Here is a 17922-nt window from a genome sequence, read left to right on the forward strand (position 1 = left end):
GTATTGGATGATTTTGACCTTGGGGCCGATTCTTGTCGGCACGAGCATTGCGGTGACCTCCTATGTAACGTCTTTGAAATTGGTGGAAAGTGAAGCGTTTAGCGGTGTTTTTCGATTGTTTTTAAGCCGATTGCCTTTTTTATTGTCCTTTTTTGCTTTTGTGGGTTTGTATGTTTTGGTTCCCAATAAAAAAGTTCGCCTCGTTCACGCTCTATCCGGAGCATTTGTTGCCGCTTTGTTGTTTGAGTTAAGCAAAAAAGCCTTTGCCGCTTATATTACCCAATTTCCGTCTTATCAATTGATTTATGGCGCACTCGCAGCGATACCGATTTTATTCGTCTGGGTATATTTATGTTGGTTGATTGTACTGATTGGTGCTGAGTTTACTGCCGCTTTAGGTGAAAGTGAGCAATGGAAGCGCGAGCCTAACGTGGTAGACTCAACCACTCGATTAGATAAATTAGCAGAGAAACCACAAGGAGATCCAAGTGATCGCTTTAATTCAACGGGTGAGTGAAGCTGCGGTTCGCGTCGATGGTGACGTCGTCGGACAAATTGAGCGCGGTTTATTGGTGTTACTGGGAGTCGAGCGTGATGATGATGAGGCTAAGGCGAAGCGTTTGGTTGAGCGGGTCACGCAGTATCGCGTTTTTGAAGATGAAGCCGGTAAAATGAACCTGAGCGTGCAAGATGTTGGTGGTAGTGTTTTGGTCGTTTCACAGTTTACGCTGCCTGCTGATACCAAAAAAGGCACCCGAGCTGGTTTCTCACGTGGGGCTGCACCACAAGAAGCGGAACGCCTGTACGATTATTTTTCAGATCTATGTGCGACCATTTTACCGACGCAGCGAGGACGTTTTGCGAAGGATATGCAAGTCTCACTTATTAACGATGGTCCAGTGACTTTTTGGTTACAGGCTTAATCTGAGCGAAATAGCGCTTTAGGAAGGGAATCAATGTTTAAGCTTATCACTCCCAAGACGGAAAACCAGCTCAACAAGTATTACCATTTTCGTTGGCAGATGCTACGTGAGCCGTGGCGAATGCCCTTAGGTTCGGAGCGTGATGAATACGATCCCATGAGTCATCATCGAATGATTGTCGATGGACGAGGACGACCGATTGCGATTGGTCGGGTCTATATCACTCCTGACAGTGAAGGGCAAATTCGCTACATGGCGGTGAAGTCTAGTGCGCGTAACAAAGGGATGGGATCCTTGTTGTTAGTGGCACTTGAGTCTTTAGCTCGTCAGGAAGGAGCGAAGCGTTTAGTGTGTAATGCTCGCGAAGATGCGATTGCTTTTTATGCACAAAATGGCTTTGAGCGACGAGGGCCCTTAACGGATGAGCGAGGCCCGGTGCGTCATCAGCAAATGGTTAAACCGCTAGACCCGATGGCCGATGTATTGCGTAAACCTGAGTGGTGTACAGAGTTACAAGAACGCTGGGCGACGCATATTCCGATCAGTGACAAGATGGGTATTAAAGTCCAACAGTATACCGGGTATCAGTTTCAATGCAGTGCGCAGCTTAACCCTAATTTAAATCCTCACAATACGTTATTCGCTGGTTCGGCGTTCACTTTGGCCACTCTGACGGGGTGGGGAATGGCTTGGTTATTAATGCGTGAGCGTAATCTGCAAGGGGACATTGTGTTGGTTGATAGCCGCATTCGTTATCGGCATCCAGTGGTGCATAATCCCGTTGCATCGACCTCATTAGATGGGATCAGCGGTGATCTTGATCGCCTGGCTTCAGGGAGAAAAGCACGTATTGTGGTCAAAGTGGATATCAGTAGTGGTACTAAAGATGCGGTAGAATTTATTGGTACCTATATGCTCATCCCCGATTATTTGACGATCATTGATAACGCTCGAGCTTAATCATTCCTCGCTTAAGCATGGTGATCTATCCATATCAGTGAGATCAGTTATCTTGTCGATGGATTCTCCGTTGATCGGCATAGCGCGTTAACTTGTGTCGCCTGTTGATCTCGTAATAGATCGAAGTGATGCTCAGTGCAATCTTGCCACAGATGCAGTTCTAGCATTGCTTGATCGGGGGTTAATAAATCCATCTTTCCGTCAAGTTTGGCATTCAGTTTAGGGCCAGATAGAGTGATTGGTGGGAGTTGTAGTCGTCCTCGGTCAGCCGTTAGCTGAATGGCATCTGATTCAAAAGGTTGAACCACCAGCGTATCATGATGTTGATAAGTAAAGGTTCCTTGACGCAAGTAGCCATTAAGTTGCCCTGTTAAGGAGTGGCTGAACATCGGGTAATCACCAGCTAGCCCTTGTGCGGTAACAGTAAACTCAGCTAAAGCATCGACGTTTAATGGCAGTGGAACCCAATGGTTAAAAAGCTGCAGTGGTAGGCCATCGGCATGCAATTGGAGTTGCCAAGGCGCACTGGCTGTCGTGGCATCCCAATTTGCTGTCGCATCAAGATACCCTTGTTCGAGAGGGAAAAAAGCTCGAGTGATATGCCCAAGGCCATTGTGGCTACTGACCTCGATAATCGCTTGTGAGGTTAGTGTTTGTTCAATACTGGCATTATTAGCACTTAAAGTCAGTTGCCCGTTCCATAATCCCCATCGTCCATGACGCTTCAATTCCAGCCCTTGCCCAGCAGCGTTGAATCCAGAGAGTTGCCAATGGGGGGAGTCAGCTAACTGAATCAGTTGTAAGTTATTTAAGTTCAACTGTTCAATGTGTAAGTTTTTTAAGGCAGAGAGGGCATGACTGGGTAATGAAAACTGACCAATTTGCTCTTGAATCCAGCGACTTCGGCTGATGGCCAGTCGATGTAGATAGAGCTCATCTGGGGTAACAAAACCATTAAATTGAACATGCCCATCAAGCCAGTCGGCAGTAAATTCAGTGATTGTGATTTTTTGGGGAGTCAATTCCAGTTTAAACGTGGGTTCGTTCCATTGCTGATTTTGCCAGAGCAGACTATCGGCATTAAGGGAGAGATAGCCATTTTCTTGCTGCCACCAAGATGGGGTAAGTAATAGATTCTCGAGAGAAAAACTCACGTTATTCAAGGTGACGTCACCTTGCTGAATATCGCTATTAAGAACATCTAAGCTATTAATATGAAATAGATGCTTTTCAATAAGTTGTCGCCAAGCCAGCGGAGGTAATGGTGAGTTTGGGGTGATATTTAAGCGATTGATGGTGGCATTCACTAATGACCAACCTTGTGGATACTGTTCCGCTTGGCCAGAAAAAAGCGCCTGTCGCCAAGCAAAGGAAAAGCCGTAAATGGTGCTCTGTTGCGCTCGATGATCGGCATCAATCAATAATTGACTTAACGCTTCACCTTGCCAATAAACCTGTTCCGCAGATAACTGCAGTTTACCGTAAGGTAATGAGTTAGTCGTTGCTGGCCATTGCGGTTGCTCTATTTGACCACTTAGGCCGCGGATGATCCAATCATGATGTACATAATCAATATTGCGTATCGCTAACTGATGCAGTGCCCACTGCTTAGGCCATTGATAACTCGGTAGTCCAGAAGAGAGATTTGCTCCATCGATTAATAGGCTATCAATTTGCCACTGCCCCTGTTTTCGTAAACGGGGGTTGAGCCAAATATCTACTTGTTGGGCGTGAAAAGGGTTGGATGAGAGATAAAGCGTTGGATTGATGAAACGAAAGTGCAGTGGATAAGTATACTCGAGTTGATGGAAAGTGACGGTTTGTGGCCATAGCTGATTAACGAACCATTGTGCGCAAGGGGTCAGGTAGCGAGTATGCACTAGGGCGAAGAGCAATAATACACCACTGGTCATGACAAGAAGACTCGCGATACCCAGGGTCAGCAGTTTTTTCATCATTCTCTCATACTGTCATTATGCGAATGCATAGCTTGGCGTATCTTGCGTAGCGGTTCAAGCCAAAAATAGCCCCTCATTGCGAGGGGCTAGTCTAGTTATAATCGCTTAATCAAGCTGTGGGCCTGCGCTCACTAATGCTTTGCCTTCCGCGTTGTCTGTATACTTAGCAAAGTTGTTGATAAAGCGAGCCGCAAGATCTTTGGCTTTGCTTTCCCACTGTAATGGATCGACGTAAGTGTCACGAGGGTCCAAAATCGCAGGATCAACCCCAGGTAAAGCGGTCGGGATTTCTAGATTAAAGATGGGAATCGATTTGGTTTGTGCTTGCTCAATCGAACCATCCAGAATCGCATCAATGATTGCACGAGTATCTTTAATTGAGATACGTTTACCAGAACCGTTCCAACCAGTATTGACCAGATAGGCTTCTGCGCCAGCTTGTTCCATACGTTTAACGAGTACTTCGGCGTACTGAGTTGGGTGTAAGGTTAGGAAAGCTGCACCAAAACACGCCGAGAAAGTAGGGGTTGGTTCGGTTATCCCACGTTCGGTACCCGCTAGTTTAGCGGTAAACCCAGATAGGAAGTGATACTTGGTTTGCTCAGGGGTCAGTTTCGATACTGGAGGCAGTACGCCAAAAGCATCGGCGGAAAGGAAGATCACTTTATTGGCATGACCACCTTTAGAGACCGGCTTAACAATATTTTCTATATGGTAAATGGGGTAAGAGACACGGGTATTTTCAGTCTTAGACCCATCATCAAAATCGATCGAGCCATCACCACGTACAGTGACGTTTTCTAGTAATGCATCACGACGAATCGCATTATAAATGTCGGGTTCGGCTTCTTTGGACAGTTTAATAGTTTTAGCGTAGCAGCCACCTTCAAAGTTAAACACGCCGTCATCATCCCAGCCATGTTCATCATCACCGATCAAAGCACGTTTCGGATCGGTAGAGAGCGTGGTTTTGCCAGTTCCGGATAGACCGAAGAAAATCGCCACATCGCCGTCTTTACCCATATTGGCTGAGCAGTGCATTGAGGCGATACCTTGTAATGGAAGGAAGTAGTTCATCATCGCGAACATACCTTTCTTCATCTCACCGCCGTACCAAGTGCCGCCGATCAGCTGCATTTTCTCGGTGAGATTAAATACGGTAAAGTTTTCTGAATTTAATCCCTGTTGTTGCCATTTATCATTGGTGCATTTCGCGCCGTTCATCACCACAAAGTCAGCTTTAAAGGTCGCTAACTCTTCTTCACTTGGGCGAATAAACATATTTTTCACGAAGTGAGCTTGCCAAGCAACTTCAGTAATCACGCGAATATTAAGGCGAGTATCTGGGTTAGCACCACAATAGCCGTCAATAACGAATAGACGTTTGCCTGATAGCTGTTTAGTAACAAGAGATTTTAGGTCATTCCAAACCGCTTGATTGATCGGTTTGTTATCATTTTTGGCGTGCTCTGAAGTCCACCATAAGGTATCGCGGGTAGTATCGTCATTGACAATAAATTTATCTTTTGGTGATCGGCCAGTGAAAATACCCGTATCAACAGCGACGGCTCCCAGCTCTGTCACGATGCCTTTTTCATAGCCAGTCAAATCTGAGCGAGTTTCTTCCGCGAACAACAGCTCGTAACTGGGGTTACGGATCACTTCTGTCGCGTTGGTAATTCCATATTGGGTAAGATCTAATTGTGCAGCCTTGGTATGTTCCATAACGGTCATTAGGTGCTCCTTATAAGGATTTTGTAGGGATTTTATGTAACTTTTTGTAATTGTTATCTGTTTACCATGCTAACAACGGGGTACCGAAAAAACAGGGAGCTAGGTCAAATATTACCCATGCCTTTTCGAAGATTATAAGCAACCCGTCACAGATACTGGCATTACCTATTCTATCGTGTACGCAAACCTTTGCGCTAGCGTAAATGATTAATATTCAAAAGAAAATAAGTACGCTGTACGGTATGGTTTTTACTTGATTTATAGGCGGTTTACGCACAAAAAAAGCCAGCAAAATGCTGGCTGTAAGGTGATTTTATCGTGCTTGTTGAGCGATGAAAATTAATGCACCGTTGGATTGTTGGGGGCGCTCTGAGCAAAGAGTTCACTGACTTGAGCGCTATCAAAAGAGTAAGTCGTTCCACAATAATCACAGTGCAAGGAGACTTGACCCTCTTCGGATAGAATACTGTTTACTTCGTCTTGGGCGATAGTGATGATCGCGGCGGCGCTGCGTTCTCGAGAGCAGCCACAAACAAACTCAACGATTTGTGGTGTAAAGAGTTGCACCTTTTCTTGGTTATAAAGGCGATAGAGAAGCTCCGTCGCTTCTAGACCAAATAACTCACTATCTTTAACAGTATTCGTCAACTGTTCTAGATGCTCAAAGTCCTCTTCAGAACCCGTACCATCAGGCATCACTTGTAACAACATGCCTGCGGCATGAGGTTTGCCATCGTGTTCACCGGTGCGGATCCATAAGCGTGTTTTTAATTGCTCTGAGCGCAAGAAATAACCTTCGAGCACTTGTGCTAGGTTATCTCCTTCAAGCCCGACGACACCTTGGTAACGCTCACCTTTTTTAGGTTCAATCGTGATGACTAAATAACCGTTACCGACTAATTGATGCAGAGTGGCATCCGGGGCAATGTGCCCATCCCAGCGAGCGACACCGCGCATCTTTTGTTGATTATCGCCATTGATCACGACTAACGAAACGGGACCATCACCTTGCAGTTGCATGGTGATCGACCCTTCAAACTTTAACGTCGCCGTTAGTAAGCTGGTGGCGACCAATAGCTCACCGAGTAAGTGTTGAATTGGTACGGGGTAATCTTTACTGGTGATTATTCGTTGGTAAACATCATTGAGTTGTACCAATTCACCACGCACCGATAAGTCTTCAAACAGATAGCGATGTAATAGATTGTTGGGGGTTACTTGTGTTGTCATAGTGAATGATCCGACTAATTTATTGATGTTTGAATTTGAGAAGATCACGGCGCTGTTTCTTATCTGGACGCCGCTCTGGACTTGGGTTGTGAGCATTGAGCTTACGAAGCAACGCTTGGCGTTCTCGTTTGACGATACTCTCTGCAGTTTCGCTATACAAAGCCTGTGCTTCGGCCGCGCCACGTCGTTGCTGAGCAATCTGTTCAATGACAACGGTTTTTTCTTCATTACCTTGACGTAAGGTAATCATCGCACCGATTTCAACCGCTTTACTGGGTTTACTCCGCTGACCATTATAGTGAACTTTGCCCCCTTCAACCATCTCTCGGGCTAATGCGCGTGTTTTATAAAATCGAGCGGCCCAAAGCCATTTATCCAAGCGAACTGCTTGTTCAGGGGAACTCATGATTATTGGTGGCCTCTAAGGTAGTCACGCTGTCTGCGGTTTCGCACTACGCCTTTAGTGTTTATCTTGTAAAGATAGCACTGCTTTCGGAGTGGATTTATCAACAAACTATGGAGACAAGCTCCCAGATTTTCAAGCGAAGCGGTAAATAATCATCATAAAATAACGTCGTCAGTCGCACCGATTATCGAGCTGATGTATATTAACTGACTCAATAACTAGTGAACGCTTTGGATGATGAATCAGCAAGGATTGAAATAATCAATGGAATTTAATCAACAGACTTTTAGCGAGCGCATGGCGCAGGTTCTTCGTTGGCAGAATCCGTTGAGTCTCATTCTCACTTTAACTTGCCTTGTCTTTTCCGCTTGGATCCTTGGCCAACTGGTGTGGTTGTTACCAAAGCAAGATAGCTCGATTGTACCTTGGGTGGCGAAACCAATCAGCAACCAAGTGGCGACGGCGAGAACGGATATTCGTCCGTTGCAAAATAGTCATCTGTTTGGCGTTTATAATCCTCAAGCGGCTCCTGTTGTCGTGGCTCCCGTTCAAGTCGATGCGCCGCCCACGCGTCTTAATTTAACCTTAGTTGGTGTCGTTGCCAGTAATGAGCTTGAGCGCAGTTTGGCGGTTATTGCTAACCGAGGCCAGCAAGCCACTTACGGATTGAATGAACAAATAGAAGGCACCCGCGTGACGTTAAAGGCGGTAATGGCTGACCGAGTTATTATTGATAATGCTGGTCGGGATGAAACGCTAATGCTAGAAGGGCTCGATTATGGTAAGCCGAGCGCCAACAATGTCGCTCAGCGCGCAGCGCCTGCCGCACAAGCGGTGGTAGAAGACAAGCTGGCAGCTATTCGTTCGGCGATCAGTCAAAATCCCCGTGAGGTGTTTCAGTACGTGAGCTTGTCGCAAGTCAAACAAGATGATCGCATTGTAGGTTATCGCGTTAGTGCGGGGCGAGATCCTGCGCTTTTTGAAGCCGTTGGTTTACAAAATGGGGACATCGCGGTGCAGCTGAATGGGCTCGATTTAACCGACCCGAGTGCAATGACGCAAGTGTTTGAGTCCATTTCTGATCTGACTGAGCTGAATCTGACAGTAGAGCGGGATGGACAACAGCATGATATTTATATTCAGTTTTAACAGCCAATTGGCGGTAATCATTAAGGGAGTATTGTGTGAAGCATTGGCTTAAGAAAAGTAGCTGGCTTTTAGTGGCAAGCCTAATTGCAGCGCCATTAGCACAGGCGAATCAAACCTTCAGTGTCAGTTTCAAAGGCACCGATATTCAAGAGTTTATTACTATCGTTGGACGAAATCTTGAAAAAACCATCATCGTCGATCCTTCGGTACGCGGAAAAATTGATGTACGCAGCTACGACACCCTCAATGAAGAGCAGTACTACAGCTTCTTTTTGAATGTCCTTGAAGTGTATGGATTTGCCGTGGTGGAGATGGATAACGGTGTACTGAAGGTGATTCGCTCTAAAGATGCTAAAACCTCGGCTATTCCGGTACTGGGCAATGATGATCGTGCTTTTGGTGACAGTGTCGTCACTCAAGTGGTGACCGTGAAGAATGTTTCCGTTCGTGAGCTATCTCCGCTATTGCGTCAGTTGATTGATAACGCTGGCGCGGGCAACGTAGTGCACTATGATCCGGCGAATATCATTTTGATTACGGGCCATGCTGCGGTGGTCAATCGCTTAGCCAATATTATTCATCGCGTTGATCAGGCTGGCGATACTGACATTGAAGTGGTCGAGCTGCGCAATGCTTCTGCTTCTGAAATGGTGCGGATCGTCGAAGCGCTGAGCCGTGCTAACAATACTCAAAATGCACCTGAGTTTTTACAACCTAAATTTGTTGCCGATGATCGTACCAATTCGATTTTGATTTCGGGTGATCCGAAAGTGCGCGAGCGGATTAAACGTTTGATTAATCAGTTGGATGTTGAAATGGCTACACGAGGCAATAACCGCGTGGTCTATCTGAAATACGCCAAAGCCGCTGATTTAGTTACCGTGTTAAAAGATGTGTCTGAAAATCTTCAGGCCGAAAAACAAGGTGGCCAGCGTAGTGCAAGTTCATCACGTAGCAGCGTGATGATTTCCGCGCATACCGATACCAACTCGCTGGTGATCACTGCGCCACAAGACATCATGAACTCTTTGCTGGACGTGATTTCTCAACTGGATATTCGCCGCGCTCAAGTGCTGATCGAAGCTTTGATTGTTGAAATGGCCGAAGGTGATGGGATTAATCTCGGCGTACAATGGGGCTCATTAAAAGATGGCGCGGTAATTCAATACGGCAATAGTGGTGCGCAAGTGGGCAAAGTTATGATTGGTTTAGAGCAAGCTAAGGATACTACTGAGAAAAAACCAATTAGAGATAGTCAGACCGGTGAAATTAAATATTATGAGACCACCACGAAAAAGGGTGACTACTCAACGCTCGCTTCGGCCTTATCAGGAGTCAATGGTGCCGCGCTTGGAGTAATGATGGGCGACTGGACGGCGCTGATCAGCGCGGTATCGAGCACCTCAAGCACCAATATTTTATCATCACCAAGCATTACGGTAATGGATAACGGTGAAGCCTCGTTTATTGTTGGTGAAGAAGTACCAGTATTAACTGGTTCAACCGCTGGTTCGAATAATGATAATCCATTCCAAACCGTAGAGCGCAAAGAAGTCGGTATCAAACTGAAAGTCGTGCCACAAATTAACGAAGGTGATTCCGTTCAGCTCTCGATTGAACAAGAAGTTTCCAACGTGCTTGGTGCTCAGGGCGCGGTCGATGTGCGTTTTGCTAAGCGTCAGTTGAATACCACGGTGATGGTGCAAGATGGACAAATGCTGGTTCTTGGCGGGTTGATCGATGAGCGTACCGCAGAGAGCGAATCTAAGGTGCCGATCCTTGGTGATATTCCATTATTAGGTTATCTATTCCGTTCGACCAATACCACGGTAGAAAAGAAAAACCTAATGGTGTTTATTAAGCCAACCATTATTCGTGATGGTATGACCGCGGATGGTATCACTCAGCGCAAGTACAACTATATTCGAGCTGAGCAGCTATTTAAAGCCGATCAGGGGCTCAAGTTAATGGATAATAACAATATTCCTGTATTACCGAAATATGGTGAATCTCGTCGTCATCCTGCTGAATTGCAAGCTTTTCTTGATCAAATGGATAATAAATAATGAGTGTGGATGTGATTGATACGCAGGGGTTGCAGCGGATTCGTCGCTTACCGTTCAGTTTTGCTCAGCGCCATAAGTTGGTTTTAGAGTGGGATGAAGCGCAACACCATGCCACGGTGTATTGCGTTGCGCCACTGTCGATCCCTGCTCTGGTTGAAATTAAACGCGTAATCAAACAGCCGTTTGCGTTGAGTGAGATCAGTGCTGAGGCATTTGAATCCAAAATCACTCAGGTTTACCAACGAGACTCATCCGAAGCGCGTCAGTTAATGGAAGACATTGGTGCCGATAGCGATGATTTCTTTTCTCTCGCCGAAGAGCTGCCGCAAAGTGAAGATTTATTAGAGTCCGAAGATGATGCGCCGATCATTAAATTGATCAATGCCATGTTAGGTGAGGCAATCAAAGAAGGCGCATCGGATATTCATATTGAAACCTTTGAGAAAGTACTGTCGATTCGCTTCCGAGTCGACGGGGTGCTGCGTGAAGTGCTATCTCCGAGCCGTAAATTATCGCCCCTGCTTATTTCACGGGTAAAGGTGATGGCTAAACTGGATATTGCCGAGAAACGCGTTCCTCAAGATGGGCGGATTTCTCTGCGTATCGGCGGGCGGGCAGTCGACGTGCGTGTTTCTACTATGCCTTCTTCACATGGTGAGCGAGTCGTGATGCGTTTGTTGGATAAAAATGCTACACGGTTAGATTTATACAGTTTAGGCATGACCAAAGCGAATCACGATAATTTCCGCCAGTTAATTGCTCGGCCACACGGTATTTTATTGGTCACTGGACCGACGGGGTCGGGAAAATCGACTACGTTATATGCCGGACTGCAAGAACTGAATAGCAGTGAACGGAATATCCTCACGGTAGAAGACCCGATAGAGTTTGATATTGACGGTATTGGCCAGACGCAAGTTAACCCCAAAGTCGATATGACCTTTGCTCGTGGTCTGCGGGCGATTTTACGTCAAGATCCGGATGTGGTGATGGTCGGAGAAATTCGTGATTTGGAAACGGCGCAAATAGCGGTGCAAGCTTCTTTGACCGGTCACTTAGTGATGTCGACGTTGCATACCAATACCGCAATTGGTGCGATTACTCGTTTACGTGACATGGGTATCGAACCTTTTTTAATTTCCTCTTCGTTGTTGGGCGTGCTGGCACAGCGTTTGGTACGTACTTTATGCCCAGATTGTAAGCAGCCATACGAGGCGGATAAAGAGCAGCGTAAGCTGTTTTCGGTCAGTAAAAAAGAGCCATTAACCCTTTATCGCGCCGCAGGTTGTGAGAAATGCAATTTTAAGGGGTACCGCGGACGAACGGGGATTCATGAACTGATGTTGGTGGATGATAAGGTTCAAGCGCTGATCCACCGTGAAGCGGGTGAGCAAGCGATTGAACAAGCGATTCGTGAACAAACGCCAAGCATTCGCGATGATGGATTGGATAAAGTCCGCCAAGGGATCACTTCACTTGAAGAGGTGTTGCGCGTGACCAAGGAGTCGTAGATGGCAGCGTTTGAATATCGAGCATTAGATGCCAAAGGCCGGCAAAAAAAAGGCATTCTCGAAGGTGATAATGCTCGTCAAGTCCGTCAACGCTTAAAAGAGCAAGGTTTGCTGCCAATTGAAGTGGTGGAGACGCAAGCCAAAGCTGCTAAAGCTCAGCAAAGCAGTTGGGTCAAACCTCGCGGCATTAGTACACCCGATCTGGCTTTGTTGACTCGTCAGCTGTCGACTTTGGTTCAGTCAGGGATGCCGTTAGAAGAGTGCTTACGCGCCGTGTCTGAACAATCGGAAAAACCTCGGATCCGTAATATGCTGGCTGCAGTGCGGGCTAAAGTCACCGAAGGCTATACGTTAGCCGATAGCTTGGCCGACTACCCACATATCTTCGATGATCTGTTTCGCTCAATGGTCGCTGCGGGTGAAAAATCGGGGCATTTGGATGCGATTTTAGAGCGGTTAGCGGATTACGCTGAAAACCGACAAAAAATGCGTTCTAAGTTGATGCAAGCCTTGTTGTATCCGATTGTCTTAGTGGTGTTTGCTGTTGGAATCGTGGCTTTTCTACTTGCTGCGGTGGTGCCGAAAATTGTCGGTCAATTTGTACAGATGGGACAGGCGCTGCCTGCATCGACCCAATTTTTGCTCTCTTCAAGTGATTTTGTTCAGCAGTGGGGATTAACCTTACTCGCCAGCGTGTTAGTGAGTATTTACTTTATCAAATGGTTACTGCGTAAACCTAACGTTCGTTTGTACTGGCATAAAAAGCTACTGTTTATGCCGATGATTGGCAAAATTGCCAAAGGACTGAACACGTCGCGTTTTGCGCGCACGCTATCGATTTGTACTTCCAGTGCGATTCCGATCCTCGATGGCATGCGAGTGGCGGTTGATGTGATGACCAATCAATACGTTAAGCAGCAAGTCTTACTGGCGGCCGATAACGTACGTGAAGGCTCTAGCTTGCGTAAAGCCTTATCTCAAACCAAGTTGTTCCCGCCCATGATGTTGCACATGATTGCCAGTGGTGAACAAAGTGGTGAATTAGAGAGTATGTTGACCCGTGCTGCCGATAATCAGGATGCCAACTTTGAATCGACGGTGAATATCGCACTGGGGATTTTTACCCCTGCGTTAATTGCGTTAATGGCTGGATTGGTACTGTTTATTGTCATGGCAACCTTGATGCCGATTTTAGAAATGAATAATTTAATGAGCCGTTAATCGGTGTACGATGCTTGGATCGAAATGGAGTAACTATGAATAGAAGAGCAAGTAAACAATCAGGTTTTACCTTACTGGAAGTGATGGTGGTGGTGGTGATTTTAGGGATTTTGGCCAGTTTCGTTGTGCCTAACTTATTAGGTAACAAAGAGAAAGCCGATCAACAAAAAGCCATTACCGATATTGTTGCCTTAGAAAATGCCTTGGATATGTATCGCTTGGATAACAATGTTTACCCAACGACGGATCAAGGTTTAGAGGCGTTGGTGACCAAGCCATCAAATCCTGAACCGCGTAATTATCGTGACGGTGGATACATTCGTCGTCTACCGAAAGATCCTTGGGGCAATGATTATCAATATTTAAGCCCTGGCGATCATGGTCGGATTGATGTCTTTACTTTAGGGGCGGATGGTCAAGAAGGTGGCGAAGGTTCGAACGCCGTGATTGGTAACTGGAATTTGCAGGATTTTCAATAAATCCCGTGACATTCCTGTTGCTTACCGATAACCCATTGAGCAGTCATCAGTAATGAAATTTACCCGAGGCTTTACGCTACTTGAAATCATGCTCGTATTGGTACTGATTTCGATCAGTGCGGTAGCGGTGATCGCCACGTTGCCAGCTCGACAAAATGATCAGGCTAATGTGGCTGCGCAGAGCTTGTTTCAGCGTTTACAGTTACTCAATGAAGAGGCACTGCTCAGTGGTTTTGATTTTGGCTTACGGATTGATGAGCCCAATAAACGTTTTGCTTTTGTACAGCTGACCGAGAAAGGCTGGCAAAAGATCGATAAAATTGGTTTTGCTGCTCAACTTAGCTTAGCCGATTCACTCAATCTCGATTTTGTTCTCGGTAGCGGCGTTTGGCAGGATAAAAACCGACTCTTCACCCCAGGATCTTTGTTTGATGAGGAGAGGTTTGCTGAATACAAAGAACAGCAAAGCGAACCTGCGCCACAAGTATTTATTCTCTCTAGTGGTGAAATCACCCCGTTTCGTTTATTGCTTTACCCTCATCAGGAGAGCGTCGAACAAGCTTGGCAAGTCGTGGTCGAAGATAATGGGCATATTCGCCTATTCGCACCAGGAGAGAGTGATGAGTAAAAGGAAGCGCGGTTTTACGCTGTTGGAAGTTTTGGTCGCGTTAGCGATTTTTGCTACCGCGGCGATCAGTGTGATTCGAGCGGTGACTCAGCACGTCAATACGATTGGTTATCTGGAAGATAAAATGTTCGCGGCAATGGTAGCCGATAATCAGATGGCCAAGGTCATGTTAACTCCTGCTTCACTCGCGGCAAAAGAAGGCAAAGAGGAACTTGCTGGTCGCACTTGGTACTGGCGCGTTGCGCCGATTGCGACCACGGCGCCAGTGTTATCCGCCTTTGATGTCAGTGTTGCCAGCACAGAAAGAGGCCAACCTTTGGTCACGGTCAGAAGCTATGTCAGCAAATAAAGCACGCGGATTTACCTTAATCGAAGTCTTGGTAGCGATAGCGATTTTTGCCAGTTTAAGTATTGCAGCTTATCAGGTGCTTTATCAGGTCCAACTGAGTAATCAAGTTTCTGCGCAACGAGAAGCCCGATTGAGTGAGCTACAGCGCGCGATGGTGATGATGGACGCCGACTTTCGACAAATGGCGGCACGCGCTTTTCGTACTAATGGAGAAGCTCCGACCGGACTCCTTGTCCAGTGGCGAGATTATTTGCTCGATTCAGATGAAAAAGGCGTGTTATTTACCCGCTTAGGTTGGCATAACCCCCAGCAACAGTTTCCGCGAGGTGAAGTACTTAAAGTCGGTTATCGGTTAAAAGATCATGTCCTAGAAAGAGTCTGGTGGCGTTATCCTGATACCCCCGTTGCACAAGAGCCAGTCATTGCGCCTGTGTTGAGCGAGGTTGAGAGCTGGTCGATGCGCTTTTATCAACGGGGAGAGTGGTCAGAGCAATGGGAATCGGAGCGTCGGTTGCCCGAAGCGGTGAGCGTGCGCTTAATACTGAAAGATTATGGTGAGATTGAGCGAGTCTATTTATTAACTGGCGCTTCATTAGGAGAGGCCGATGGCGCATCCTAATGCCCAGCGCGGTGTCGCGTTAATCGTTGTGCTGCTGCTGCTGGCGGTGATGGTTTCGATTGCTGCGACGATGTCGCAGCGTATGTTTAGTCAGTTTCAACGTGCTAATCACCAACTGGGCTATCAGCAAGCGTATTGGTATACATTGGGGGTGGAGGCGTTAGCCAAAGCGGCGATTGAACAGAGTTATCAAGACAGTGATGTGATCAGTTTGAATCAGCCTTGGTCTCAACAACATCAAACTTATCCGCTAGATTATGGCGTGGTAACGGGTAGTTTAGTTGATGCCCAAGCTTGTTTTAATCTTAATGCATTTGCTGGTTTGCTGCCCAGCAACGAACCAACGCCACCTTATCTCTATCGAGTATGGCGCGCGTTGTTGGATGAAGTAGAGATTGATAATTTTCAAGCCGAAACGATTGCTGATGCGACATGGGATTTTATTGATGCCGATGATCGGGTTAATCGTTCCAATGGTGCAGAAGATAGCTTGTATGAATCGATGACACCAGCGTATTTACCGCCAAATGGTTTATTGGCCGATGCCAGTGAATTGCGGGCAGTGTATCAAGTGAGTGGCGAAGCAATGCATCAGTTGTCATCGTATGTCTGTACACTACCGACTCAAGATTGGCGTTTAAATATCAATACCTTACCACCAGAAAAAGCGCCATTATTGGTGGCCATGTTTAGCCCGTATTTAAATGAGGCCAACGCTAAGTCTGTGTTAGAATCTCGCCCCTTTGATGGTTGGGATAGCGTGGCGAGTTTTCTCGCCGAGCCAGCGATCGCGGCCGTCGATAATGCGCGTCGTGAAGAGGCTCGGGCGTATTTAAGTGTCGATAGTCACTATTTTGAATTGGATGCACAGGTGATGGTGGATACGTCCCGAGTACGTGTTCGTAGTCTGTTTTACAGTAGTAATAAAAAGGATGCTACGGTAGTTAGCCGTCGCTATGGAGGAGTCAGTGAGCGAAAGCTTGATCGTTCGGCTGAGTAGTCAACAAAATGCAGTTATCCCTTGGTTAGTTTGGTCATCGACTCAGCAACAAGTGATCGCCAGTGGTGAACTAAGCAATGGACAACAACTCGAACAACTGACCCCACACGCGGTTCAGCGTTCAACGATAGTTTTGCTATCAACCAGCGACTTACTGTTAACTCAAGTCACGATCCCTGCAGGAGGCAGTCGGCAGTTTGCCGCCATGCTTCCCTATCTTTTAGAAGAAGAGATCGCGCAAGATGTTGATGAACTGCATTTTAGCGTATTAGGTAAACAAGGCGATCAAGCCTTTGTTGCTGGCGTTGATCGTGCTTGGTTACAGGCCATGCTGGATCAGTTACAAACGTTAGGACTAGACGTTAAGCGAGTGGTCCCCGATGTGTTGGCTTTGCCGCTGCATGAGGAGGGATTAAGCGCTGGTCAAATGGGTGATCAATGGCTGGTACGTAAAGGCGAATATAGCGGATTATCGGTTGATAAGGACTGGTTAACGTGGTTTTGTGCGTCGGACTGGGTTAAGAATCAGACCGAGCATTTACCTCTTACGGCTTATACTCCTTTACCTGAACTTCCCTTGAGTGAGCAACAATCGTGGCAGTCGATGGCTTGTCCATCGTTATTAGTACTGCTTACTGAGCAAGTACTTACTCATAAAATAAATCTACTGACTGGGCCTTTTAAGCCCAAATCCTCTTGGAATAAATATTGGTTGATTTGGCGTAAGGCCGTTATCGCTGGTCTGTTTTTGCTGGTGGTATTGATGACCAGTTATGGTTTACAAGTTCATAAAGATACGCAGCTCGCGCAAAGCTATCGTGATGAAAGTGAACGTGTTTTTAGAGAGATTTTTCCTGATAAGCAGCGCATTCCAACCGTCAGTTATTTGAGGCGACAGATGACGGATGAGTTAACGGCGCTCTCTGGTTCAGCGCAAGGTGAAGATGTCTTAAGTTGGTTCAGCCGATTACCAGAGACGATTGGTAGTGTGACTGATATGCAAGTGCAAAGTTTACGTTTTGACGGCAATCGCAGTGAAGTGCGTCTTGATGTCACTAGTAGTGATTTTCAATCGTTTGAACAAGCGAGAGTCAAGTTAGCGGAGTACTTTTCGGTTGAGCAAGGTCAGCTCAGCCGTAATGAGCAACGGGTATCGGGATCGTTTGTTTTGAAACCTAAGGAAGGGAGTGAGTAATGAAAGATAAATTAACTCCACTTTATCTATGGTGGCAAAGTATTAGTCAGCGTGAGCAACGCTTATTATCGGTCGCGGTGCTCTGTTTGGTGCTCGGGTTCGTCTATTGGGGGGCAATTGCACCGCTCAATCAACGTAGTCAGGAAGCCAAGACTCGCATTCAAAGTGAACGCCAATTATTACAATGGGTTGAAAATACGGCCGATCAAATTAGCGCTCTACGTCAGCAAGGCGGTGTGGTGCGCTCTGCTCAACCGTTAAACCAAGTGATCGCCGCATCGACTGGGCAATTCAATATTGAGTTGGTCAGAGTGCAGCCGCGTGGCGACCGTATGCAAGTATGGATTCAACCAGTACCATTTACCCAGTTGGTTGCTTGGTTGGCTCATTTAAAAGAGCGGCAAGGGATTGAGGTTGAGTTTATGGATCTCGAACGCGGTAAAGTTTCGGGCATGGTAGAAGTCAGACGTCTACAGTTTAAGCGGGTCGGATAA

The 17922-nt window shown here is 46.5% G+C and carries 18 protein-coding genes; 14 read left to right on the forward strand and 4 right to left on the reverse strand.

All coding sequences use genetic code 11. From position 1 onward, the window contains the following. The 3 genes from CAG60_RS13960 to CAG60_RS13970 form a co-directional block, all read left to right on the forward strand. On the forward strand, positions 1-517 hold a 517-nt coding region (locus tag CAG60_RS13960; protein WP_161439203.1), incomplete at its 5' end, for a YihY family inner membrane protein. Next, a complete protein-coding gene (dtd, locus tag CAG60_RS13965; RefSeq protein ID WP_004394368.1) occupies positions 489-923 on the forward strand; it encodes a D-aminoacyl-tRNA deacylase in 435 nt (144 codons plus the stop codon). The genes CAG60_RS13960 and dtd, both read left to right, overlap by 29 nt. 33 nt (positions 924-956) lie before the next feature. Next, on the forward strand, positions 957-1883 hold the full coding sequence (locus tag CAG60_RS13970; protein WP_004394369.1) for a bifunctional GNAT family N-acetyltransferase/hotdog fold thioesterase: 927 nt from the start codon (positions 957-959) through the stop codon (positions 1881-1883). A gap of 47 nt (positions 1884-1930) precedes the next feature. Here CAG60_RS13970 and CAG60_RS13975 read toward each other — a convergent pair whose 3' ends face one another. From CAG60_RS13975 to hslR, 4 genes are all read right to left on the reverse strand, one after another. Then, the gene (locus CAG60_RS13975; protein WP_237667793.1) at positions 1931-3841 is read right to left on the reverse strand and encodes an AsmA family protein; all 1911 of its coding nucleotides are present in this window, start codon (positions 3839-3841) and stop codon (positions 1931-1933) included. A gap of 105 nt (positions 3842-3946) precedes the next feature. Further along, complete coding sequence (gene pckA / locus CAG60_RS13980; protein WP_154169888.1) at positions 3947-5575, reverse strand: phosphoenolpyruvate carboxykinase (ATP); 1629 nt, start codon at positions 5573-5575, stop codon at positions 3947-3949. A 339-nt stretch (positions 5576-5914) separates the two neighbouring features. Further along, positions 5915-6805 carry an Hsp33 family molecular chaperone HslO gene (gene hslO / locus CAG60_RS13985; protein WP_161439204.1) on the reverse strand — a complete coding sequence of 297 codons (891 nt, stop codon included), beginning with the start codon at positions 6803-6805 and terminating at the stop codon, positions 5915-5917. A gap of 19 nt (positions 6806-6824) precedes the next feature. Continuing rightward, the gene (gene hslR / locus CAG60_RS13990) at positions 6825-7211 is read right to left on the reverse strand and encodes a ribosome-associated heat shock protein Hsp15 (RefSeq protein WP_154169891.1); all 387 of its coding nucleotides are present in this window, start codon (positions 7209-7211) and stop codon (positions 6825-6827) included. Positions 7212-7475: 264 nt separating this feature from the next. On the opposite strand from hslR, the gene gspC reads away from it, so the two are divergent. The 11 genes from gspC to CAG60_RS14045 are packed head-to-tail and all read left to right on the forward strand — an operon-like array spanning position 7476 to position 17922. Further along, positions 7476-8360, forward strand: a complete 885-nt coding sequence (gene gspC, locus CAG60_RS13995; RefSeq protein ID WP_161439205.1) for a type II secretion system protein GspC — start codon at positions 7476-7478, stop codon at positions 8358-8360. 35 nt (positions 8361-8395) lie between these two features. Further along, positions 8396-10426 (forward strand): type II secretion system secretin GspD, encoded by a 2031-nt coding sequence (gene gspD, locus CAG60_RS14000; protein WP_161439206.1) that lies wholly within the window; start codon positions 8396-8398, stop codon positions 10424-10426. Further along, a complete protein-coding gene (gspE, locus tag CAG60_RS14005; RefSeq protein ID WP_161439207.1) occupies positions 10426-11937 on the forward strand; it encodes a type II secretion system ATPase GspE in 1512 nt (503 codons plus the stop codon). Before gspD ends, gspE begins: the two co-directional genes overlap by 1 nt. Next, positions 11938-13158 (forward strand): type II secretion system inner membrane protein GspF, encoded by a 1221-nt coding sequence (gspF, locus tag CAG60_RS14010; protein ID WP_004394379.1) that lies wholly within the window; start codon positions 11938-11940, stop codon positions 13156-13158. A 35-nt stretch (positions 13159-13193) separates the two neighbouring features. Continuing rightward, complete coding sequence (gene gspG, locus CAG60_RS14015) at positions 13194-13637, forward strand: type II secretion system major pseudopilin GspG (RefSeq protein WP_040903885.1); 444 nt, start codon at positions 13194-13196, stop codon at positions 13635-13637. Positions 13638-13689: 52 nt separating this feature from the next. After that, positions 13690-14265: a type II secretion system minor pseudopilin GspH gene (gspH, locus tag CAG60_RS14020; protein WP_161439208.1), complete on the forward strand. Its 576-nt coding sequence runs from the start codon at positions 13690-13692 to the stop codon at positions 14263-14265. After that, positions 14258-14614: a type II secretion system minor pseudopilin GspI gene (gspI, locus tag CAG60_RS14025; protein WP_161439209.1), complete on the forward strand. Its 357-nt coding sequence runs from the start codon at positions 14258-14260 to the stop codon at positions 14612-14614. Before gspH ends, gspI begins: the two co-directional genes overlap by 8 nt. Then, the gene (gspJ, locus tag CAG60_RS14030; protein WP_154169901.1) at positions 14601-15233 is read left to right on the forward strand and encodes a type II secretion system minor pseudopilin GspJ; all 633 of its coding nucleotides are present in this window, start codon (positions 14601-14603) and stop codon (positions 15231-15233) included. The genes gspI and gspJ overlap by 14 nt, the downstream gene beginning before the upstream one ends. Further along, entirely contained in the window at positions 15220-16233 is a 1014-nt protein-coding gene (gspK, locus tag CAG60_RS14035) for a type II secretion system minor pseudopilin GspK (RefSeq protein ID WP_161439210.1), read from the forward strand. The genes gspJ and gspK overlap by 14 nt, the downstream gene beginning before the upstream one ends. Beyond that, positions 16202-17428 carry a type II secretion system protein GspL gene (gspL, locus tag CAG60_RS14040; protein ID WP_161439211.1) on the forward strand — a complete coding sequence of 409 codons (1227 nt, stop codon included), beginning with the start codon at positions 16202-16204 and terminating at the stop codon, positions 17426-17428. Before gspK ends, gspL begins: the two co-directional genes overlap by 32 nt. After that, positions 17428-17922 carry a type II secretion system protein M gene (locus CAG60_RS14045; RefSeq protein WP_040903895.1) on the forward strand — a complete coding sequence of 165 codons (495 nt, stop codon included), beginning with the start codon at positions 17428-17430 and terminating at the stop codon, positions 17920-17922. Before gspL ends, CAG60_RS14045 begins: the two co-directional genes overlap by 1 nt.

Source organism: Vibrio sp. V33_P6A3T137 (assembly GCF_009904835.1).
GTDB lineage: Bacteria > Pseudomonadota > Gammaproteobacteria > Enterobacterales > Vibrionaceae > Vibrio > Vibrio metschnikovii.